This window comes from Pelovirga terrestris (genome assembly GCF_014773365.1).
In the GTDB taxonomy this organism is placed as follows: domain Bacteria; phylum Desulfobacterota; class Desulfuromonadia; order Desulfuromonadales; family Geopsychrobacteraceae; genus Pelovirga; species Pelovirga terrestris.
In genome coordinates this window covers 62037-84623 of the sequence record NZ_JACWUN010000001.1, presented here as the reverse complement: position 1 = coordinate 84623, position 22587 = coordinate 62037, and the positions used below count along the sequence as shown (strand labels likewise).

General features: G+C 52.0%; 19 protein-coding genes and 1 pseudogene. 6 read left to right on the top strand and 14 right to left on the bottom strand.

Translation table 11 applies throughout. From position 1 onward, the window contains the following. The first annotated feature begins 6 nt into the window (after positions 1–6). Both ICT70_RS00400 and ICT70_RS00395 read left to right on the top strand, forming a co-directional pair. Complete coding sequence (locus ICT70_RS00400) at positions 7–282, top strand: chorismate mutase (RefSeq protein WP_191153406.1); 276 nt, start codon at positions 7–9, stop codon at positions 280–282. A 14-nt stretch (positions 283–296) separates the two neighbouring features. Next, positions 297–494, top strand: a complete 198-nt coding sequence (locus tag ICT70_RS00395) for a hypothetical protein (protein WP_237684472.1) — start codon at positions 297–299, stop codon at positions 492–494. A gap of 62 nt (positions 495–556) precedes the next feature. On the opposite strand, the gene pyrE is transcribed toward ICT70_RS00395, so the two are convergent. The 5 genes from pyrE to ICT70_RS00370 form a co-directional block, all read right to left on the bottom strand. Further along, positions 557–1111, bottom strand: a complete 555-nt coding sequence (pyrE, locus tag ICT70_RS00390; RefSeq protein WP_191153404.1) for an orotate phosphoribosyltransferase — start codon at positions 1109–1111, stop codon at positions 557–559. A 53-nt stretch (positions 1112–1164) separates the two neighbouring features. Then, entirely contained in the window at positions 1165–2574 is a 1410-nt protein-coding gene (purF, locus tag ICT70_RS00385) for an amidophosphoribosyltransferase (RefSeq protein WP_191153403.1), read from the bottom strand. Positions 2575–2606: 32 nt separating this feature from the next. Then, entirely contained in the window at positions 2607–3425 is an 819-nt protein-coding gene (locus ICT70_RS00380; RefSeq protein WP_191153402.1) for a phosphoribosylformylglycinamidine synthase subunit PurQ, read from the bottom strand. Position 3426: 1 nt separating this feature from the next. Then, entirely contained in the window at positions 3427–6405 is a 2979-nt protein-coding gene (locus tag ICT70_RS00375) for a phosphoribosylformylglycinamidine synthase subunit PurS (protein ID WP_191153401.1), read from the bottom strand. 69 nt (positions 6406–6474) lie between these two features. Continuing rightward, positions 6475–7266, bottom strand: coding sequence for an MBL fold metallo-hydrolase (locus ICT70_RS00370; protein ID WP_191153400.1), 792 nt, complete (start codon positions 7264–7266; stop codon positions 6475–6477). A 270-nt stretch (positions 7267–7536) separates the two neighbouring features. Here ICT70_RS00370 and gap point away from each other — a divergent pair, with 270 nt between their 5' ends. Genes gap through tpiA form a run of 3 tightly spaced genes read left to right on the top strand, consistent with a single transcriptional unit; the run spans position 7537 to position 10635 of the window. Beyond that, positions 7537–8538, top strand: a complete 1002-nt coding sequence (gap, locus tag ICT70_RS00365; RefSeq protein ID WP_191153399.1) for a type I glyceraldehyde-3-phosphate dehydrogenase — start codon at positions 7537–7539, stop codon at positions 8536–8538. A 32-nt stretch (positions 8539–8570) separates the two neighbouring features. Next, entirely contained in the window at positions 8571–9854 is a 1284-nt protein-coding gene (locus tag ICT70_RS00360) for a phosphoglycerate kinase (protein WP_191153398.1), read from the top strand. Positions 9855–9879: 25 nt separating this feature from the next. Continuing rightward, positions 9880–10635, top strand: a complete 756-nt coding sequence (gene tpiA / locus ICT70_RS00355; RefSeq protein WP_191153397.1) for a triose-phosphate isomerase — start codon at positions 9880–9882, stop codon at positions 10633–10635. A 146-nt stretch (positions 10636–10781) separates the two neighbouring features. Here the strand turns inward: tpiA and ICT70_RS00350 are convergent, their stop codons facing one another. From ICT70_RS00350 to ICT70_RS00340, 3 genes are all read right to left on the bottom strand, one after another. Next, a complete protein-coding gene (locus ICT70_RS00350) occupies positions 10782–11729 on the bottom strand; it encodes an AEC family transporter (protein ID WP_191153396.1) in 948 nt (315 codons plus the stop codon). A gap of 95 nt (positions 11730–11824) precedes the next feature. Then, a complete protein-coding gene (locus tag ICT70_RS00345) occupies positions 11825–12496 on the bottom strand; it encodes a winged helix-turn-helix domain-containing protein (RefSeq protein ID WP_191153395.1) in 672 nt (223 codons plus the stop codon). Between the two features lie 445 nt (positions 12497–12941). Continuing rightward, entirely contained in the window at positions 12942–13550 is a 609-nt protein-coding gene (locus tag ICT70_RS00340; protein ID WP_191153394.1) for a Crp/Fnr family transcriptional regulator, read from the bottom strand. A 158-nt stretch (positions 13551–13708) separates the two neighbouring features. Here ICT70_RS00340 and ICT70_RS00335 point away from each other — a divergent pair, with 158 nt between their 5' ends. Beyond that, positions 13709–14572 (top strand): fibronectin type III domain-containing protein, encoded by an 864-nt coding sequence (locus tag ICT70_RS00335; protein ID WP_224746717.1) that lies wholly within the window; start codon positions 13709–13711, stop codon positions 14570–14572. 9 nt (positions 14573–14581) lie between these two features. On the opposite strand, the gene prsR is transcribed toward ICT70_RS00335, so the two are convergent. From prsR to ICT70_RS00305, 6 genes and pseudogenes are all read right to left on the bottom strand, one after another. Next, positions 14582–16009, bottom strand: coding sequence for a PEP-CTERM-box response regulator transcription factor (gene prsR, locus ICT70_RS00330; RefSeq protein WP_191153392.1), 1428 nt, complete (start codon positions 16007–16009; stop codon positions 14582–14584). Positions 16010–16037: 28 nt separating this feature from the next. Further along, on the bottom strand, positions 16038–18104 hold the full coding sequence (gene prsK / locus ICT70_RS00325) for an XrtA/PEP-CTERM system histidine kinase PrsK (protein WP_191153391.1): 2067 nt from the start codon (positions 18102–18104) through the stop codon (positions 16038–16040). A gap of 18 nt (positions 18105–18122) precedes the next feature. Next, the gene (locus ICT70_RS00320) at positions 18123–20009 is read right to left on the bottom strand and encodes a nucleoside-diphosphate sugar epimerase/dehydratase (RefSeq protein ID WP_191153390.1); all 1887 of its coding nucleotides are present in this window, start codon (positions 20007–20009) and stop codon (positions 18123–18125) included. A gap of 96 nt (positions 20010–20105) precedes the next feature. Next, positions 20106–20669 carry a sugar transferase gene (locus tag ICT70_RS00315; protein ID WP_191153389.1) on the bottom strand — a complete coding sequence of 188 codons (564 nt, stop codon included), beginning with the start codon at positions 20667–20669 and terminating at the stop codon, positions 20106–20108. Between the two features lie 96 nt (positions 20670–20765). Further along, positions 20766–21716, bottom strand: coding sequence for a UDP-glucose 4-epimerase family protein (locus ICT70_RS00310; RefSeq protein WP_191153388.1), 951 nt, complete (start codon positions 21714–21716; stop codon positions 20766–20768). A 137-nt stretch (positions 21717–21853) separates the two neighbouring features. Further along, positions 21854–22471: pseudogene (locus ICT70_RS00305) on the bottom strand (IS701 family transposase); the annotation flags it as partial. Positions 22472–22587 lie beyond the last annotated feature (116 nt).

Below are 22587 nucleotides of genomic sequence, written 5' to 3'. Positions count from 1 at the left end.
TGGATCTTGGATATCGACAAGCTAAGAAAACGGATCAATCAACTGGACGACCAGTTACTACGAATATTTAACGAACGCGCTGCTCTGGCGGTACAGATTGGTGAGCTAAAAAAAGAACTGAACCTTGCTATCTATGACCCCAAGCGAGAAAAACTGATTTTTGAACGGATGCACAAAAATAACCCCGGCCCCCTCGATAACGCTGCTATCGTCAGACTATTTGAACGGGTTATTGATGAAAGCCGTAGCCTGGAAAGAACTCATGCCAGAGGGAACAAATAAAGATGCTGGTTATCATGAAGAAACATGCAACAGAAGAGGAAGTTGAGCAGGTGAAGGAATTTCTGGTGGAACAGGATTGTGATTTTCATCAATCAACGGGCGTCGACCGCATCATCCTCGGCGTCGTTGGCGACACCCGCCGCATCGATCGTGAGCGTTTAAAAAACCTCACCGGCGTACTCGACATCTATAAAATACCGGATGAGGGATAGGTAGTGGGTAGTAGGGAGTAGGGAGTAGGAAAATCCACTCCCCACTCCCCACTCCCCACTACCTATTTCCCTACAACCTCAGTTTTAGTAAACACGGCCCGCAACACCTGCCCTGCCCCTTCAATCATCTCGCGGGCTCCTTCCTCGCGATCGACCAGGGTGACGATGCCGGCAACCACCAAACCCTCTTCCTGGGCACGTTCCACTGCTTTTAATGAGGAACCACCGGTGGTAGTGACATCTTCAACAATCACAACGCGGGAACCGGGGGGAAGGTTTTTGCGCCCTTCCAGCCATTGACCGGTACCATGTCCTTTGGGCTCTTTACGGATAATAAAGGCATGTACCGGTGTACCTTCCAGACCAGCGGCAATGGATGTTGCTGTGGCGATGGGGTCAGCGCCCATGGTCAAACCGCCGACGCCATCGATCTGGCCAGCAAAAGCCTTGACCTCTTCCCAGAAAGCCTTGCCAACCAACAGGCCGCCACGGGCATGCAGGGTGGTTTGTTTACCATCAAAATAAAAATTACTTTTGCGCCCCGAGACCAGGGTGACTTCACGTTCCTCATAGGACAATTCACGAATTATTGCCTTTAATTCCTCTTTAACACTCATTGCCTTCTCCTCGAAACTAGATGAACTACCATATTTCAACCTACTGTTTAATATCAGAATAGGCCCAACTGATTTGATTCTCTCAGACGCGGAAACTTAACCGGATAATTGCCGCTGAAACAAGCTTCGCAGAAATCAATTTTGTGATCGCCAAACTGCGCCAGCGCCGCATGCAGGCCATCAAGATTCAAATAACAGAGGGAATCGGCGGTGATATAGCGGGCAATTTCTTCAATGGTATGGGAGGCGGAGATCAGCTCTTTGCGCGACGGGGTATCAATACCATAAAAACAGGGGTAGCTGGTGGGCGGACTGGAAATACGGACATGAACCTCTTTGGCACCGGCGTTACGTATCATCTTGACGATTTTCCGGGACGTGGTCCCCCTGACGATCGAATCGTCCACAACAATAACGCGCTTACCTTCAATCACTTCACGGATGGGATTGAGCTTCAACTTGACCCCGAAATGGCGGATCGATTGCTGGGGTTCGATAAAGGTCCGCCCGACATAGTGATTGCGAATCAATCCCAGCTCAAAAGGTATTCCTGCCTCCTCGGCATACCCCAAAGCGGCTGCCATACCCGAATCCGGCACCGCCATCACCAGGTCGGCATCGACCGGATACTGGCGCGCCAGCTGGCGACCGAACTCCTTGCGCACCGGATAGACCATGCGGTTGAAAATCCGGCTATCCGGGCGGGAAAAGTAGATATACTCGAAGATACAAGGGGTGTTACGAGTCTCCTTGGGGAAAGGAAAATACGATTGCATACCGTTTTTATCAATAACAATCACCTCGCCCGGTTCAACCTCACGGATATATTCCGCTTCAATCAGGTCAAAAGCACAGGATTCGGAGGAAACAACGAAGGCGCCATCCAATGTACCCAGGCTTAACGGGCGAAAGCCATTCGGATCGCGCACGGCAATCATTCTGGTTTCGGTCAGAATGGCTAAACTGTAAGCACCCTTGACCTGCATCAGCGCTTCACATAACCGCTCCACCAGGGAATCGGACTGGGAACGGGCCAGCAGGTGGATGATGGTTTCCGTATCCGACGTAGTCGAAAAAATTGAACCGCTTTTCTCGAGGGCGTTGCGCACTTCCTGGGCATTAACCAGGTTGCCGTTATGGGCTACGGCGATGCTGCCACGTGAGTAATCCACCACAATCGGTTGAACATTTTTCATGTCGTTACCGCCGGCGGTTGAATAGCGTACATGGCCGATGGCAGAGCTGCCCGGCAGACGCTCAAAGATATCATCGCGGCGAAAGACATCGGCAACCAGTCCCATGCCCAGATGCGCCTTTAAGTGCAGACCGTCGGAAGCGACAATACCGCACCCTTCCTGTCCCCGATGTTGCAGGGCGTAAAGTCCGAGATAGGTCAGATTGGCGGCTTCCGGATGGCCGAAAATACCGAAAACGCCGCATTCATCGTGAAACTTGTCAAACATAGGACGTTAATACTCCCTTAAAAGGATTCGATTCAGAGCAGCTCGGCAGCAATAAAGTCGACTGCATTGCGATACAACTGGAGACCCATCCCCTCTTCCGGCAAGTCTTCCCGGGTCCAGCGCGGATGGTGGGTACGATGCACATAGGCTTCCGGGTGCGGCATCAGACCGAAAATCCGCCCTGACGGGTCACAAATACCGGCGATCGCAGCCACACTGCCGTTCGGGTTGTCGGGGTAATCCTGTGTGGGCCGACCCTGCACATCGGCGTAACGGACAACAATCAGATCTTCCTGTTCCAGGCGCGCCAGTGTTGCCGGCGAGTCGGTCACAAATTTCCCTTCCCCGTGGCGCACCGGCAGGTAGATGTCGGCCATTCCTTTGGTATAGACGCAAGGAGAACTGCCGTTGACCTGCAGCCGGCTCCAGCGATTCTCAAAACGTCCGCGATCATTGAAGGTCAGGGTACAATTCTGGCGGAAATCGCCATCAAAGGATGGCAACAGCCCCATCTTGACCAGCAACTGAAAGCCGTTACAGACGCCCATCACCAGCTTGCCGGCGGCAATAAAACGGCGCAGATCATCAGCCAGCGAATCCTGACGCCCGGCCACCCGGGCATGGATTAAACGATTGGCACCGGCCTTGGCACTGCCTAAGTCATCACCATCAAGAAATCCACCGGCGAGGTTGAGAAAGTGATAATCATCGAGTCGTACGCGACCGGCCAACAAGGCCGAAATGTGAACGATATCGGCATCCGCGCCGGCCAGTTGACAGGCGTGGGCTACCTCCCGTTCACAGTTGGTGCCATTGCCGGATAGTACAATTGCCTTGACCCTTGCCGTCATATCACATCTCCTTCAGGGTTGCCTGCCAGGCATTCTTCAAACGATCCAGCGGTGCCTGAATCAGAACATCGTCGCCACCGGCATATACGTTCAGTTCAGGTGGTTCAACCACCCTGCCGATCAACGCACAGCTCTGCCCCTGGAACAACCCCTCAAATGTTTTTTGATGGTGTGGATGAACCGTCACCAGCAAGCGGCTCTGAGATTCGGAAAACAGCAGTTGATCGCCCCGCAAACCCGACGGCGCATCGACCCGAGTCAGGTCGATATCGATACCGAAGCCACCGGCAAAGGCCGATTCCGCTAATGCGACAGCCAGCCCGCCATCAGAAAGGTCATGACAGGACGCGACCAGCCCCTGTTGCTGGGCCCTATTCAGCGTGCGATACCGTTGCAGTGCCACTGTTGCATCGACTTTGGGGACGTTAGCACCCAGATGCCCCAATTGGGCGTAATATTCCGAGCCGCCCAGTTCATCCTCGGTGCGCCCCAGCAGGTAGACCAGATCGCCCGGCTTTTTTACATCCATGGTGACGGCCTGACGCACATCAGCGATCTTTCCGATGACGGAAAACAGCACCGTCGGGGGAATCGAGATCTTGCGGTCGCCGATTTGGTAATCGTTCTTCATCGAATCCTTGCCGGAGATCAACGGCACACCGAAGGCAACACAATAGTCGTAGAGAGCCTGATTGGCCCGCACCAGCTGGGCCGCCTTGTAAGGACCATCGGGGGTTTTTTCACTCAAGACCGGATCGCACCAGCAGAAGTTGTCCAACCCGGCCACATGTTCGATATTTCCGCCGGTCGCCACATAGTTGCGTAATCCTTCGTCGATGGCGCAGGCCATCATGTGGTAGGTGTCGATATCGCTGTAGGAGGGGCAGATGCCGTGAGCGACCACCACCCCTTCGAAACTATCGAGCAGCGGACGAAAAACGGCGGCATCCGACGGACCATCGTTAGCCACACCGGTCAACGGTTTGACGACCGTCCCGGCTTGCACCTCATGATCATAACGACGCACGACCGATTCCTTGGAACAGATATTCAATCGCCCGAGCAGTTGTTCCAGCATTAGGCTGTAATCCGGCGCTGCGGCAATAACCGGCTCGCTCAGCGGCGGTGGAGTCCACTTGGCGGGAAGCTGCATCTGCGGCAGCCCGGCATGGATAAAATCCATCGCCAGACAACAGACCGTGCGCCCCTGGTAGAGGCAGTGAAAATAACCACTGTCGGTAAATACCCCAAGGTCGGTTGCCTCGACATCCATCTCTGTGGCGAGCGCAATGAACGCGTCAAGATTGTCCGCCGGCACCGCCAGGGTCATACGCTCCTGCGCTTCGGAGATGAGGATCTCCCATGGCCGCAGCCCCTGATATTTAAGCGGTGCGCGATCCAGGTGCAGCTCAAAACCACCGGTATCTTCAGCCATTTCACCGACGGATGAAGATAAGCCACCCGCTCCGTTATCCGTTATTGAATGGTAAAGACCGCGATCACGCGCCAGCAGCAGAAAATCAAACATCTTGCGCTGGGTGATGGGGTCGCCGATCTGCACCGCGGTGACCGGCGAGCCTGCGTGTAGCTCCTCCGATGAGAAGGTGGCACCGTGAATCCCGTCCTTGCCGATCCGGCCACCGGTCATGACGATATGATCGCCGACATGGACTTTTTTCTCATGGCAGGGTTGGCCATGAAGCAGGCGCGGCATGAGCGCGGCGGTGCCACAATAGACCAGCGGCTTGCCGGCAAAGCGCTCATCAAACTGGATCGAGCCATTAATGGTAGGGATGCCGCTCTTGTTGCCGCCGTGTTCGACCCCTTCGACCACCCCTTCAAAAATGCGCCGCGGATGCAGCAAACGCGGAGGCAACGGTTGATCATAAAAGGGGGAAGCAAAACAGAAGACATCGGTATTGAAGATCAAACGAGCTCCCATGCCGGTTCCCATGCCGTCACGATTGACGCCGACAATACCGGTCAGGGCGCCGCCGTAAGGATCAAGCGCGCTGGGGGAGTTGTGGGTTTCGACCTTGAACACCAGGCTCCAGTCGTCATTAAATTCGATGACCCCGGCATTGTCTTTAAAAACCGACAGGCAGAAGTCCTTCTCTCCGAGGTTTTTGCGTACCTCGCGCGTCGCCCCGACGATAAAGGTTTTAAACAGGGAATCGATCTGCTCCTGCTTGCCCTGATCATCCTCATAAAAAACCCGGGCGGAAAAAATCTTATGTTTGCAGTGCTCACTCCAGGTCTGGGCCAGGGCCTCCAGTTCCACATCGGTGACCTGGGCCGCCAGTCCACATTGCCGGCGCTGCGCAATCACCTGCGGATCAGCAAAATGATCACGAATGGTGTGCATCTCCTCCAGGGTCAGGGCGAGCATGCCGTCACGGCTGATCTGCAGCAATGCATCATCACTGACATTCAGGTCAATCCGGCGCACCTCGGCGGATACCCGACCAACAACCCGGGGGATAGCGGCGGCATCGACAGGCGGCTCACTCTCCCCTTTAGCCAGAATGGTCCAGCGCTGAATCAGGCCGTTAGCGAGCAGATCAGCTGCGATCTGTTCGGCGATTATCTTGTCGTGCAACCCCTTGAACAGATATTGGGTAGAAGTATAAACACCCTCTTCCGAGGAAAATGGTCGATCAACCAGATACTGGATCGCTTCCTTGGCTGTACGTCCGGTATTATCGGTGACCCCGGGACGAAATCCGACCTCGATGAGCATGTCATAGTCATTGGTCAACGGCTGATTGACGGCGACATCCTGGATCACCGGATCGCTGAACGGGCCCTGAGCGGCTCGTTCGATATCAGCCTCAGTTAGCGTCGCATCGACGGTGTAGACATCATGGGTGCGCACAGATTCCAGCTCAATCCCCAGATGTTCGGAAATATCTTTTTGGACCCGATTGCCGCGGGCATCGGTGACACCGGCCTTGGGACCGACAATTATTTTCCAGATCATGTTAATGACTCCGTGACCTTAAGCTGCGAGGGAGATCCTGCTTTCAATTTAAATACCGGGTTGATCAATCTAAGGAACAGCGACAGTCGCGCCCGTATCATTAAAACACGCGCTGATGCGAGACTGGCAACCAACAATCACCTGGGTCTGATAGACGTTATCCCGAACAAATTGCGCAAAGAGTGATGAAACCAGATTGCTACAATTATTGTCTTCACTCAAATGCGCCAGAAAAAGGGCTTCGAGACCCGGCCAGCCGATATCTTCCAGCAGCAGGCAGGCCTGTTCATTGGAAAGATGACCATGACGACTGCGAATACGCTGTTTCAGTGTCCATGGATAAACACCGTCGATTAACATCTGTTCATCGTGATTGGCTTCCAGCACCAGCACCCGGCACTGGCGCAGGCGATCAGCAATCAGGCGGGTAGCAATGCCCAGATCAGTCGCATAGCCAATCTTGCCCTCACGTGAATCGATGGTAAAGCCGACAGGATTAATGGCGTCGTGAGTCGTAGAGAAAGATGAAATCAACAGGTTGCGCAGCTCAAAGCTGTCACCGGCATCAAACTCACAGCACTGTGGAATTGTTCCCAGCTGCGACATGGCTGAACAGGTCTTGCTGTCAACGTACACGGGCAACTGATGGCGCCTGGCCAATGGTCCGATGCCACCGACGTGATCGTGGTGCTCATGGGTGACCAGGATGGCGTCGAGATCGTCGCAGCACAAACCTAAATGCGCCAGACGCCGCTGCGTCTCTTTACCGGACAACCCGGCGTCGATCAGCAGACGGGTATTATCCACCTCAACAAGAGTGCTATTCCCACGGCTTCCACTAGCCAGCAAACAGACGCGCACCGTTTTTTGTGTCCTTTCATCCCCACGCAAGCGTTGTCCTTATACCGAAAACAGCCGCTTGCCGCAACCATAAACTGTCCCGACATTTTTCTCCAAAGAGGAGGAAATAGATAGTCAAAACGGACTTTTTAATGTAAGTTGAAGGCTGTTTCGAAGAAAATTACCAACGTATTTCACTCGTTGAAATGTACGTTAAAAGAATTCTTTTTTTTCGTTCACCAAGGCTCACCCCTAATATCATTTGTATATCTACCCCCAAGGAGGAAATGAATGTCTGTAAAAATTGCGATTAACGGATTTGGCCGTATCGGCCGTAATGTCCTGCGGATTGCTGCACAAACCAACAGCATGGATGTTGTCGCCATCAATGACCTGACCGATGCCGCCACCCTGGCGCATCTGTTTAAATATGATTCTGTTCATGGCACCTTTGCCGGCGACGTCAGCACCGATGGCGCGAATCTGATCGTGAACGGCAAAAAAATTCAGATCCTCTCCCAGCGCGACCCCTTGCAGCTCCCCTGGGAACAACTGGGGGTTGACATTGTGATCGAAGCTACCGGCATCTTCAGTGATCGCGACAAGGCCGCTATGCACCTGACTGCCGGCGCGAAGAAGGTTATCGTCACCGCACCCGGCAAGGATGCTGATGTTACCATCTGTATGGGGATCAACGAAAAAGACTACCAGCGTTCCCACCAGGTCATTTCCAATGCCTCCTGCACCACCAACTGCCTGGCCCCGGTCGCCAAGGTGCTGTTGGAAAACTTCGGCATTGTCCGTGGCATGATGACGACCGTTCATGCTTACACCAACGACCAATGCATCCTGGATCTCCCCCACAAAGATCTGCGCCGCGCCCGTGCTGCCGCTATGTCAATGATTCCCACCACCACCGGTGCTGCCCGTGTGACGTCCCTGGTGCTGCCGGCACTTAAAGGCAAGCTGGATGGTATGGCGATCCGCGTCCCGACCCCCAACGTTTCGCTGGTCGATCTGGTCGTCGAAACCGAAAAAGAAACCTCCATTGAAGAGGTCAACCGGGCGATGAAGAAAGCATCCGAGAATGAACTTAAAGGGATTCTCGATTACTGTGAACTCCCCCTGGTTTCACGTGACTTTAACGGCTCTCCCGCCTCATCAACCCTCGATGCCCTTAACACCAATGTCATCGGCGGCAAAATGGTTAAGGTACTGACCTGGTATGACAACGAATGGGGTTATTCCCACCGTGTGGTTGACCTGGTTAACTATGTCGCTAAAAAGCAGTAAAATCCTCCTAGTGAGAAATTTGGGGAATGACCATGTTCAACAAACAAACCATCGAAGATATTGATGTCACCAGCAAGCGGGTTTTCTGTCGTGTAGACTTTAACGTACCCATCGACAAGCAGGGATCAATCACCGATGATACCCGCATCCGCGCCGCCTTGCCGACGATCAACTACCTGCTCCAACATGGTGCCAGGGTGATCCTGGCGTCCCACCTCGGGCGTCCCAAAGGCAAAGCTGATCCGGCGGCAAGTCTGGCCCCGGTCGCCAGCTATTTAGCATCGCTGCTTGGACAACCGGTGCTGATGGCTCCCGACTGCATTGGCCCTGAAACGACAGCATTGGCTGAAAAGCTCGAAGCCGGTCAAGTGATGCTGCTTGAAAATGTTCGCTTTCATGCCGGTGAAACCGACAATGACCCCGCCTTTGCTGCGCAACTGGCGGCCCTGGCCGACGTTTATGTCAACGACGCTTTCGGTAGCGCCCATCGTGCCCATGCTTCAACCGAAGGGGTCGCCCGGATTCTTAAACCGGCAGTTGCCGGCTTATTGATGCAGAATGAATTGCAATACCTTGGTAGCGCCCTCGATAACCCGGAGCGCCCCTTTGTGGCGATTCTTGGTGGGGCCAAGGTCAGCGACAAGATTACCGTCATCGAAAAACTGCTGGAAAAGGTCGATACTATCCTGATCGGTGGAGGCATGGCCTACACCTTCCTTAAGGCGCAAGGCAATGCCATCGGTGCTTCTCTAGTGGAAGAGGATCGTCTGGATATGGCCCTCGACCTACTGGCTAAAGCCAAACAGAAAAAGGTCACCATATTCCTGCCGACCGATCATCTGGCCGCTGAAACCTTTGCTGCCGACAGCCCCTTCACTGTTGTCAGCAACGATCAGTTTCCGGCCACCGGCATGGGGCTGGATATCGGACCTCAAACCATTGCCACCTATCAACAGCAGATCGTTTCAGCCAGAACCGTGCTCTGGAATGGACCGATGGGAGTTTTTGAATTCCCTGCCTTTGCCAAGGGCACCGTTGCTGTTGCTGAAGCACTGGCAGCAAGTGATTGCTTGTCAATTATCGGTGGCGGCGATTCCGTTGCAGCGGTCAACAAAGCCAAACTGCAGGACAAGATGACCCACATTTCCACCGGTGGCGGTGCTTCTCTGGAATTTCTCGAAGGCAAAGCGTTGCCGGGAGTCGTCGCCCTTTCAGATAAAAAAATGATGGCGTCGCAAAAAGTCCGCCCTCCGGCGTTACGGTGCAGGACGAAATTTTTGCTTAGCCATCCTATGTTTTTACAAGCTCTTCATTGAATGATAGGAAGCAAGGAGACACACCATGCGTAAACCAATGATCGCCGGCAACTGGAAACTCCACAAAACCCTTGAAGAGTCCAGTCAACTGGCGGCAGAACTGGTTCAACAATTGTCTACCATCAACGATCGTGATATTGTCATTGCTCCGGTCTTTACTGCCCTGGCCAGTGTTTCAAAAAAAATCACCAACTCACCTATCCAGCTAGCAGCGCAAAACTGTTATCCGGCTGAAACCGGTGCTTTTACCGGCGAGGTTTCCCCTGCCCTGCTGGGGGATGCCGGTTGTCACTACATCATCAGTGGCCATTCGGAACGCCGCCAACTCCTGAACGAAACCAATCAGTTCATCAATCAGAAAGTCAGCGCAACCATCAACGCAGGTCTTGGCGCTATCCTCTGTATTGGCGAAACCCTGCACGAGCGAGAAACCCATCAGATGCTTGAGGTCCTGACGAGCCAGATCAAAGAGGGTCTAGCCGGGATATCAACTACACAGATGACCAGGGTTGTCATCGCCTACGAACCGGTATGGGCAATCGGTACCGGGGTCACCGCCGGCGATGAGCAGGCACAGGAAGCCCACGCTTTTATCCGCGGATTATTGCAGGGACTGTACAGTCAGGAAGTAGCCGAAGCCACCCGCATTCTCTATGGTGGCAGCGTAAAACCCAACAATGTTGATGGCTTAATGGCACAGACCGATATCGACGGCGCCCTGGTTGGCGGCGCCAGCCTTAAAGCCGAGGATTTTATCCGCATTGTGAAGTTTGAATCTTAAAATAGGTAGTGGGTAGTGGGTAGTGGGGTAAATCCTATTCCCTACTCCCCACTCCCTACTCCCCACTCCCCACTCCCCACTCCCTACTCCCCACTCCCCACTCCCCACTCCCCACTCCCCACTCCCCACTCCCCACTCCCCACTACCTATATCAACCCCAGCGAACGCAGCACAAATACCCCCACCGTAATGAAAAACACCGACCCCAACGATGTCATGGCGATAATAGCAGCGGCGAGGTGATGATTGCCGCCGAGGGATAGCGCCATCGGGTAGCTTGCGGCGGCGGTCGGCGCTGCACTCATCAGGTAGAGCACACCCAACTCCTGCCCCCGCAGGCCGATCAGGGCTCCACCCGCGGTGATCACCAGCGGCACAAATAACAATTTCCCCGCCGATGCCCAGTACAGAGCCCGATCCCCTTTAAATTCAAGCAGACGAATTGAGGCGCCGGCACACAGCAGGGCTAATGGCAAGGTCATGCGGGCGAAGTAGTCCCCGGTCGTCAATAGCAGCGCGGGAACCGGAATCCGGCTTAACGACACCAGGACCCCAATGACAATGGCAATAATCAGGGGATTTTTACCAATTTCAAGGAACACCCGCCACCGGTGGGAAACGTCGATAGTGCGGTTCTGGTGACGGGTCAGGGTGATCACTGACAGGATATTGAACAGAGTGGTCAACGCCGCCAGATAGATGGAAGCAACCGCCACCACCCCATCACCAAAGGCACTCAGGCAAAATGCCAGACCGATGATTCCCATGTTACCGCGAAAGGCTCCCTGAACAAACACCCCTCGGTCACCGGGAGTCGTGATGAATCCAGTCATCAAACGATCCAGGATAACAAATACCCCAATCGTTGCCAGCAGCGCATAAATAATCAGGATAATCGGAAGATCGTGGCGAAAGTCGGTTTCAACCAGCTTGACAAACAACAGGCAGGGCAGCGTCACCTTGAACACCAACTCAGCACCAACCCGGGCAAAGTCCTCGGTGATCAGCCCGATCCGCTTGAAGACAATGCCCAAACCCAAAATGGTAAAAATAGGCGCAGTGATGGTCAGGGCGAAATAAAAATCAGCAACCATTCAGGTATCCTGACACGGGAAAAAATGAAGAAAAAAAGGCCTGATCATATAAATAACCAGGCCCTTTAACCAGACGAAATGAGTTTTGTAAAGGATTACGACTCTTTCAATACATACCCGGAACCACGCACCGTATGGATCAGCTTTTTATCATAATCGCGATCAATCTTGTTACGCAGATAGTTCACATAAACATCGATAATATTGGTGAATGAATCGAATGAGTAATCCCAGACATTTTCAGCGATCATGGTGCGGGTGAGCACCTTATTGGGATTCCGCATAAAGTATTCCATTAGAGCGTATTCTTTAGAGGTGAGCTCAATCTCCTTACCGGAACGCCAGACCTTATGGGTTACCGGATCAAGACGCAGATCAGCAAAGTGGATTTCCGCACCACGATCTGAGGTGCCGCGGCGGATCAAGGCACGGCAACGTGCCACCAGCTCGGCAAATGCAAAAGGTTTGGCCAGATAGTCATCCGCGCCGATGTCCAGACCCACGACTTTATCCTCAACCGAATCGCGCGCGGTCAGACATAACACCGGTGTCTTGATATCCTTTTCACGCAGTTCGCGAATAACGGCAATACCATCTTTTTTTGGCAGCATGATATCCATCAGAATCAGATCATAGATGCCGGCAAGCCCCTTTTCAATTCCGGCATCACCGTCAAAAGCCAGATCAACCTTGTAGCCTTCTTCTTCCAATCCCCGCTGAATAAAACCAGCAACCTTTTGTTCGTCTTCTACGACAAGAATATGCATAGGTCCTTCTCCTTTACCCGATAGCAACAGACATCAAGCAACGTCTTAATGATGAAGCAAACCTTGATTCAAGCGGTTTTCGACCTGGCAACTCTTACCGTGTCCAACCAGTGCCTCAGGCTTGAAACTAATTAACAGAAAGCAACACTGGAACAATAGCAGGGTCGAGCGCAAGTCTCAACATGAAAATGAATTATTACTGCATGTTACATGCTCATCATCAGAAAAGGATGTTGGGAGAGGATTTAATAGGGCAAAAACGCTTCAGCACCACCGACATTTTGTTAACCTGTTTGTATCTGTTCAGTACCGGGTCGGGGATCCTGTGGCAAGGGTATTTGTCGCCATGGACGGCGACAAAAAGCGGTCAGGGATGACGAAAAGCGTCCCTTGACATAGGATTCAAAGGCCCGGTACAAGGATAGAGCTGAATAGTTACACCTGTTTAACATCGCTCAGCATCTACCAGATCGTGTAACCGATTCGTGTCAATCAAGCTGATCGTGCGCCCCTGGACAGTGATCAACCCGTCATCAGCAAGTTTGCGTAACGTACGCGACAGGGTTTCACTGGTGGTTCCCAGATTAGATGCCAGTTGCGCCTTGGAGACGGCCAGATTGACTTGCCCGCTGTCTTTGTCGCATTCACTGATTAAAAAACGCGCCAGACGCGCAGGAACCTCCCGAAAGGTCAGATCTTCAATCTGGGTAGCAAAATTACGTAAAAAACGGGACAACCCGGCAATCATGTTGATTGCTAATTGCGGATGCCGGTGGAGCAGCCCTAAAAATTGATCCTTCGGGAAAAATAGCAGGGAAGACAGATCAATACACGTGGCAAACGCTGGAAAGGCCCCATCACCAAAGATGGCAGCGTCAGCAAAACTACTACCCGGATGAATAACGTGAAGAATTCTTTCCCGACCGTCGGGCGAAAGCTTGAAAACCTTTACCTTGCCACGGACCACCACATAAAAACCATCAGCGACCTGTCCCTCTTCAAATAGCAGTTCACCACGGTTGTACTCTCGCGTCTTGCTGATGGACAGGAGCATTTGCCGATCCGCTTCAGAGGTTCCAGCGAACAAATGACATTGTTTCAAAACGTTAGATAAGTTCAAACTCATGATATTGTAATCCGCGCAAATCAAGGGTTTTCTTTTTTTAACACTTTTGCTATGGTGCCCGAAATTAAAAGTGAGGAAATGAAAAGATGAAATATATCCAAGTACTTATAATGACAATACTACTACTTGTCAACGTTATCCTGCCGGCTTTTGCGCGCGAAGTCACCCTCTACTGGGAGCCCAGCCCCAGCCCCGATGTTATCGGCTACAAGGTCTATTACCAGCAGGGAGCACCCAAGCTTCCACTGAGCGGAACCGAAGCGGACCAGGGCACCTCACCCATTGACGTTGAGAATTCCCTTATGGTGTCGATCAGTGGCCTGGATGAAAGCGTTGTTTATTATTTTTCCGTGACCGCTTACGATTCCAGCTATAATGAAAGCACTTTTTCCAACATCGTCAGTACGACCTGGATGCCTCCCCTGCTCAGCCCGCAAAAAGAAAGTCTCGTTGTCCCCTGGAATGTCGCTTTTCAGTGGGATGCCGGACCTTACGAGCACTACCTGAACTATACCCTCTATTATGGTACAGACAAAGACATGGTGATCAATGCCGGAGTTACCCCTTACCGCCCCGGCAGCAGCTCCAACATACATTGGCCCGCTGTGACCAACAGCCAACTGATCCTTATAGCGCTGATAGTTATGCTGACCCTGCTGTCGACGACCGGCCCGAGGGGATGGCGTGCCGCCTATCCACGCAGAATAGCCGTCGCCGGACTGTTTTTCGTTTCACTGGTGGCTTGTGGCGGTGGTGGATCTGATTCGTCGGGAGATGTTGCGTATTTTTCCTCAACTACGCTGATGAGCGTTGCTACCGGAAATAGCACAAGTTACCAGACCGATGACCTGCAGTCAGGAACAACTTATTACTGGAAGGTAAATGCCCAAAGTACAACCGAGCCGGGGACGGTCTATCATAGTGAAACCTATAGCTTCACTACCCAGTAAAAACCAGGGCTACCCCTGCCCCGGCATAAAGAGATTGTGTTTTTTGAGCAGATCGTAAAAAGTCGGGCGGGTTACAGCCAGCAGTTCGGCGGCCTGTTGGATATTGCCGGCAGAGTCTTCCAGGGCCTGGACCAATAACGTCTTTTCGATCTGCAGGCGTGCTTCTTTCAGGGTCATGCCGCGCACCGGTTGAAGCAACTCCTGCGGTATGGCTTTTTCTTCCTGATCACAGTCAGTCACCGCGGCATCAACTTTTTCATCACTTTCAAAGCCCAGATCCGCGGCAGCAATCATCGGCTGATCGGCCATAATAATAGCCCGCTTGATTTTATTTTCCAGCTCACGCACATTGCCCGGCCAATCATAGGCAAGCAATCCGTTGCGCGCCGCCATGCTGAACCCACGAATTTTTTTACCATATTCCTGACCGAAGCGGCGCAGAAAATAGTTGGCCAGCAACTCGATATCATCTCCCCGCTCACGCAGCGGCGGCAGGCTGATGGTAATAACCCCAATCCGGTAATAGAGGTCTTCACGGAAGTCACCCTGGCTGATAGCTTGCGTGATATCTGTATTGGTTGCAGCAATAATCCTGGTATCAAGGGGAATATCTTCACGCCCACCAACCCGTTGAATCACTTTCTCCTGCAAAAAACGTAATATTTTTACCTGTAACAAGGGCGGCATTTCACCAATTTCGTCAAGGAACAGGGTACCATCCTGCGCGTACTCAACCTTGCCCTGCACCCGATTACCGGCACCGGTAAAAGACCCCTTTTCATGACCAAACAGCTCTGACTCAAGAAGATTCTCTGGAATAGCCCCACAGTTGATAGCGATAAAGGGCTTGCCCTGGCGTATGCCACGCTGATGGATCGCCTGGGCTACAACCTCCTTGCCGGTACCGCTTTCACCTAAAATCAGCACCGGCACATTGATTGAGGCCACTTTTTTAATCGTTGCAAATACCTCAAGCATCGCCGGACACTGGCCAATAATACCGCTGTAATCGTTTCCCGATTGCTGAGCTGATAAATGCAGGCGGCGATTTTCCTCTTCGAGTGTTGCCAGGTGAAAAGCGCGCTCAAGAATAATCCGGATTTCATTCAGATCAATGGGTTTGTGATAAAAATCATAGGCTCCCATATCAACAGCAGCCAGAGCATTCTTGTGGTCTTCATTGCCCGACAGCACAATAACTTTGGCATCCGGTTTTTTCTTCAGAATTTCCTCGAGACAACGTAGTCCTTCGGTCGCACCATCCACATCAGGTGGCAACCCCAAATCCAGTGACACCACCTGCGGCTGGTGTTGGTCAAACAGAGACAGGGCCTCCGTGACACTTTCAGCCAGATGGATCCGGTAGTCTTTGGCCAATCCCCACTTGAGCTGCTTGCGGATTTCAGGGCTGTCATCTACGATAAGCAAATCGTTCATTACTATCCCCGCTTCGCTGGTTAAACCGTCAAGACGGCCTCATATCAAAGGCCAGAGGCAACCTGACAGTAAACACCGTCCCTTCTCCCTCACGACTGGCAACCAGTATTTCTCCATTGTGAGCCGTAACGATCTGCTGACATTGATACAGACCGATGCCAAAGCCATGTTTTTTTGTGGTTTCAAACGGCTTAAAAAGATGGGTCCGGATAAATTCCGCACTCATTCCACAGCCTGCGTCCTTAATCTTGATCCAAGCCTGTAGCTGATCGGCACCGTAACTGATATCAACAGAACGTCCATCTAACGTTGCTTCTCTGGCATTGACCAGAAGATTAACAATAACCTTGTAAATCTCTTCCTCATCAACCGCAACTAAAATGTCCTGATCACCGTCGATATGGATTGTTCCCCCGATCGTGCCTGCCGCCTCAGCGATAATGTTGCTCAATGGTACCGACGAAACAGCCAGTTGTGGTTTCTCCTTTAATCCCTTTAACCGCGTAATCAGGGATTTCATGTTACTTACGGTGTTGCCGATGGTTTCCAGCATATCCTGTTGAAATTCGGGATTTTCAATATGCTCGGCGGCATTTTCCATCAGCAAGGACAAACCGGAAACCTGATTCTTCAGATCGTGCAGAACAAATGTCGATACTTTGCCGATAGCTGCAAGCTCGCGCGCCACCACCAGTTGATCCGCCAGGCGTAGTCCCTGAATCGTTGCAATCGACTGACGTGCCAGCATGCGCAACATATCATAATCTTCAAAACTTAATAACTCATCGGGATTAACCTGCTCACCTAACAGAATAAAACCTGCCAGCTCATCATCAAAAAACAATGGTACTATCAGGAAAATATCCGGCTCACAAATCGTCTCCAGCAACGACCCCTGAAGGTCAGGGGAATCATCACGCAGGTTGAGAATCCAGTCTTTTTTAGCAAACTGACCTATCACCGGATCATCAGGAAGAAACGGGCGCCAGTCGCGAGGAAAGTTAAAAGAAGCGGCCGGAGCAAAATGATTCTGTTCATCATCGTAAAGATACAGCGCCGCCCCTTTACATGCCAGAACGGAACAAAAATGATCAAGAATGGCATTCTGAATTTCAGTTAAACTACCACCGCCCGTCGCATAATGAGAAAACCGCTCCCACTGTTCGCGATAATCATATTTACTCTGATAAAAGTTTTTTTGCAGCAGAACCTTCAGCTTGCGCCGCAACCGCTCCGATAGAAACACCGCTGCCAGGGCGAGGCTTCCAACCAGCAACAGAATATTGATCAGAACCTTAGCATCACCGATATTCAGATAGCGCAAGCCACCACCGATGGTGCCCAGTAAAATCAGATAGCCCCCCACCAGCAACAGCACAAATGAACGATGGGCGATCCCGCGTGACAGCGCCAAACGTGCACCATCGCCGCGAGCCAGACGCGAATAGCAGAACAGGGCCACAGCCACAGCCACAGCTACCGAGCGAATGGAAAGATAATTCACATTGATCGAGCGAAAGAGCAAGCTATGGCTGAAATACAAGGCAAAGGCCGCCATCAACAGACCGCTGGCAAGGACTTCGAGCTTGACCTTCCAGCGTTGCAGCTCGTGCAAACCAGCCAGGGTACGCTCGAGTTGCACCAGGCCAAAGACCAGCACCAGCATCAGGATTAAGTAGATAAAAAATCCCGGGGTGGTCAAAAACAGGATCAGCTCATCAGCAAAGTCGGGAGAAAAGATCAAGTGCAGGCTCGGGGTCACCAGCGCATAGACAAAAAGTGCGATAAATAACAGGATGGCAAGCCAGAAGCCGACACCACGATAAATGCGCGAGTTATCACGAAAGGACGTTTTTGTATAAAAGTAGCACGCAAAAACCACCACAACCTCGAGCGGCAGGCCGATATTGCGTAAGCCATAGAGACGTTCCGGCCAGCGCAGGGAGGAAAGATCAATATAGCTCAGCCAGGCAAGGCTGATCAGCGCTGCGATGAAGAACAGGGTCGCAACGGTAAAGCAACGACGCGCCAGAAGGACCAGCACCGCTAGCGGGCAGAGGAGGATAGTTAACCAGAGGAGGATTTCTGTCAGCATGATTTCCTGTCAACAGATCTAGGGATGTTGGTTGGTCGTAGACATCAGTTTTTTGTTCTGTGTCGGGGTATATTCAGGCACCAGCTGCTTTAAGCCTCTGCCAACCCCCTGGAAATCAAGGATCTTGGCATCGTTTACGAGTTGGGCAATCTGCTCAACCAGCTGTTCATGAGGCGGTGTTACCGACTGGGCTATACAGATTTTCTTATGAGGGGTTGGTAGCACCCCTTCATCGGCAAGGAGCAATTCTTCGTACAGTTTTTCCCCGGGACGCAGGCCGACATAAACGATATCGATATCTTCATACGGGATCAGCCCCGAGAGGCGGATCATCTCTTCGGCCAGAGTCGTAATTTTAACCGGCTCTCCCATATCAAAAAGATACACCTCCCCTCCCTGCCCCATGCTACCGGCCTGCAGCACCAACTGGGTCGCCTCGGGAATCGTCATGAAAAAGCGCGTGACTTCCGGATGGGTGACCGTCACCGGCCCCCCGGCCTCAATCTGTAGCTGGAAGGTTGGAATAACGCTGCCGTTACTGCCCAACACATTGCCAAAGCGGGTCGTAACAAAACGGGTTTTTGATCTATTATTCAGGGATTGAACATACATTTCGGCAATGCGCTTGGTCGTTCCCATCACATTGGTGGGACGTACCGCCTTGTCCGTCGACACCATGACAAACTTTTCAACCCCGTAATAATCAGAGGCATCCGCCAGCAACACGGTACCCTGCACATTATTGTTGACTGCTTCCGCCGGATTCGCCTCCATTAATGGTACATGCTTGTAGGCTGCCGCATGAAACACCACCTGGGGTTGCTGTTGATCAAAAATCACGTTGACCCGTGAGCGGTTACGCACATCCCCGATCACCGGAACAATGGGAATATTTTGATAACTCTTGGCCAGCTCCTGCTCAATCATAAACAGGGGCGTTTCACCGTTTTCAAAGAGGATCAGCTTGGCCGGATTAAAACGCATAACCTGGCGACAGATTTCACTACCGATACTCCCCCCCGCACCGGTCACCAACACCCTTTTACCCTGCAGATAACTTTTAACATTTTCCGTATCAAAATCAATTGGATCGCGCCCGAGCAGATCATTCAGATCAATCTGACGAATCTGCTGTACCGTCACGCGGCCGTCAATCAGTTCGCCAACACCGGGCAACACCTTAAAAAGACACTTGCTTTCATTACAAAAATTGATGATGGTTCGTAGTTGTTTCCCCGTAGCCGAAGGGATAGCGATGATAATCTCATCGACCTTGTGTTTTTCGATCAGGCCATTCAGTTTTCTGCATGGTCCCAATACCGGTATGCCTTGAATGGTGGTGTTTTTTTTAATCGGATCATCATCAATGAAACCAACCAGCTGCATACCGAGGTGGGGGTTAAGCCGCAACTCTCTAGCAATCGCATGGCCGGCCTCACCGGCCCCAACAACAAAAATACGCCTGATATGTTCCGGCTTCACCTGTTGATGAAGGGCCTGAAAAGATTCTCTAATTGTCCTGGTAATCAGACGAACACCCGCGACAAAGACAAACCCAAAAACGCCATCAAGAAAAATGACGGTACGTGGAATAAGGTGGAGGCGATGCACAACAACCGCATAGGCCAGAATCAGCAAGGTACTCAACAATGTCGCTTTGGCTATCTGCACCACATCCGGCATCGATACATAACGCCACCAGCCAGTAAATACTCCTAAAAACCAGCTGACAACAAGCTTGATGGCCAAAACCGCCGGCAGGAGTTGCAGAAATCGAATCAAATATTCCTGAGGAATGGCAAAGTCAAAACGCACAAGGTAGGCGAGCAGCAGAGAGCCCGTATATAACACTAGGGTAAACGCCAGAATGATGAATAAACGATAGCGCAAAAATGATTGTTCCAAGAAGATCCCCCAGGGCAAAAAAAAACTCTCAAACTACCGGGATACTATGTCACATTAAAAAAATAGCCAAGGCCTATTTGAAGCAGATTTCGCGCTTCACTTTCGAGCCCGGTCACCCGCTCCCCTGCCGACAACCGTCTGCAGGATATAGGTAAAATATTTTCCGATGGTCAGTTCTTTGATCATCAGCGCATCAGTTCTTGCGAGCAACTGCGGCGTCGACATATCGATATCATTAACCTGTGCCAGGCCGGTAACACCGGGACGTACTAAATAAACACCAAGCTTGTCACGCGCAGCGATCAGTTCTTCCTGATTGAACAGATTGGGGCGCGGACCCACCAGGCTCATCTCGCCCTTGAGCACGTTCCACAGCTGCGGCAGCTCATCCAGCTTGGTTTTGCGTAAAAAACCACCGAGCCTGGTGATGGAAGATGTTGATGCCAGATGGCTTGCAACCGAGGCTGTATCGACTTTCATGGTACGAAACTTCACCAGAATGAATGGCTTCTTGTCTTGCCCTACCCGCTCCTGACGAAAGATAGGAGAACCAGTGTCGAAATAGCCCAGTATAGTGATGAGGAGCAAAACAGGGGCACCAAGGATGAGGCCGATGGCGGAAAACAGGATATCTAAGGTCCGAATGAGTCTTTGTTGCATGGGCGCTCTTTCTAAATAGCGAAATTGTAAGGTAGCGAGATTGCGAGAGTGGGAAAGCTGTGAGATAGCGAGATTGCGAGAGAGATTTTGACCTTACTACCTTACTACCTCGCCACCTCGCTCTCTCACTGCCCTTCCCAACCCTTCATCCACACTCACCGGCGGTGTCCACCCCAGCACCTCCCGTGCCTTGGAAATATCCACCTGCAGATTACCGCATAAACGCTGGGCCATGGTCTGTTTGCCAAGCAGTCGCGCTCCGAGCTTGAGCACCGACATAGGCACCGGAATCAGGCGCGCGGGTTTGCCCATCGCCTGGCCGACACGGCGCAATAAATCTGTAGTCGAGAGGTCTTCGCCGTCGGCGACGAGAAAAGTCTGACCTGCGGCGGCGGGGTGATCGATACAGCTGATGATGACATCGACCAAGTTGTCGAGGGCGACCAGACTGCGCTGGTTGTGGATAGCACCCAGCGGCAGAGGGATGCCTTTGCCGATCCAGCGCATCATGCTTTGGAAATTTCCTTTAACGCCGGGACCATAAACCAAGGGCGGACGGATAATCACCACCTCCAGACCGGTTTCTTCCGCCAATCGCAGCAACCCATCTTCTGCCTCCTGCTTGGAAATGCCATAAGGGTCTTGCGGTTGGTGCGCATCCTGTTCGGTGTAGGGATGATCTGAAGTCGTTTTTTCGCCGTTAACTTTAACGGTGCTGAGGAAAATAAAGCGCTTGACGCCGGTAACAGTTGCTTGCCGTGCCAGATTGAGGGTAGCATCAACATTGACACAGCGGAACCCGGCTAACGGATCACTGCTATTGTCTTTCATGACGTGAACACGAGCGGCGAGATGGACGACGGTGTCGATTCCTTTGAGTGCTTCATCCCAGTGAGTATCAGGGCCGATGTCACCGATCGCCACTGAATTAGCTATCGATGACGCTTGGCGAACAGCACAGCGAAGATTACGCCCTTCCACCAGCAAGCGGGAACAAAGTCCACGACCAACAAAGCCAGTAGCACCGGTGATTAAAATATTGGACATAAACTTTCCCCTCAGTACTCAAGTACGGCTAATTGAACGCAGATAAACACTGATCTGAAGTTTAGAATTACACCCCTCCCCAAACCGGCCTGAACCGGTGAGGTGGAGCGTTCATTGATAACAGAAAATTGTCGAAGTTAAGGTGTGTTGCGCAGATCTGGCGGTCGATCCGGCTTTTTGCCCCGGCTTTGGGGCATGAATTTTCCCGACTTCGGGTGCCAATGGCTGCGGATATCGACATGGCGAAAAATCCTTTGTAGTCCTTGGCGAACACGCCCGGCAGTGATCGGCTGGTTGTTCCGCCAAGGCGATGTGGAAGCAAGATCCTTAACTTCATCACTGTTTTTCTGGGCCAGCAACTGGGGCAGTGCATAGCTGGTCGAAAGAATCTGGGTCCAACGATGCAGCACCTGACGACTTTGCTGCCAGGCGTCTTTCCAGCCCCAACGGTTCTTGAGCTGATTGAACAGGTCCTCAATGGACCACCTGCGGTTATACGCCAGCAGGATACGGGTTGCCGACAAGCCCAGATCAGTACTCAAGATGAGCCGGGGCTGACGCAAGGATCCATCGTTGTTTTCAATCTGCGACCAGACCGCCCGAACCTGTTGTCCATCAAGAAAGCGGGCTCGTACAAGGCAACTGCGATAGTGAACCGTCTGCCGTTGCCCATAGATAAAAAGTCTTTGGCTGATCAAGGGCAATTCAGCGACACGTTCAGCCGTCAGCTTGTCACCATATTTAGAGCCTGTCCCATTTAGCGCAAACGCCCTGTCCGTCTGCGATAGCAGGATAAAATAATCCACTAAAGGAAGCATTTTCGCCTCCTTTAGTGGAAACAGATGCCTTATAATTTTGTCACCACAACGAA